A 352-nucleotide genomic window follows, 5' to 3' on the forward strand; every position below is an offset into this window, starting at 1 on the left:
GTTGGCATCAATGCGGCTCGGTAGCGCAATGTAACGGGTCGTCAATTTTTGTTCACTGACGGGATGATAGAAGAAAGTCAATTCATTGATATCGACGTCCGTGACTTCAACTAGGCTGGTTAAACTGTAATCACTCGCCACTTGATACAAGGTGTGCGCTTCATTGCTCGCCAATTGAAGATACACATAGTTTTTATTGGTATAGCTGACACTAGGCAAACTCTCTGGCGCTGAAATGTCATACATGGGGTAGACGCCTTCACCAGCCAAATTCGCAAGGAATACCGTGATATAAAAATCGTGATGTGAATATTCTTCGGAAACAACACAGCTGTATTGTGTTGTCGTAAAA

The 352-nt window shown here is 43.2% G+C and carries 1 protein-coding gene; it reads right to left on the reverse strand.

Features of this window, described 5'->3' with window-relative positions:
- Window positions 1–246 (reverse strand): hypothetical protein (locus tag F8B77_RS17385; RefSeq protein WP_151656916.1); only part of this gene is annotated, 246 nt, incomplete at its 3' end.
- Window positions 247–352: the final 106 nt, after the last annotated feature.

Origin of the sequence: Aliivibrio finisterrensis, from assembly GCF_008933155.1 — a bacterium.
In the GTDB taxonomy this organism is placed as follows: domain Bacteria; phylum Pseudomonadota; class Gammaproteobacteria; order Enterobacterales; family Vibrionaceae; genus Aliivibrio; species Aliivibrio finisterrensis.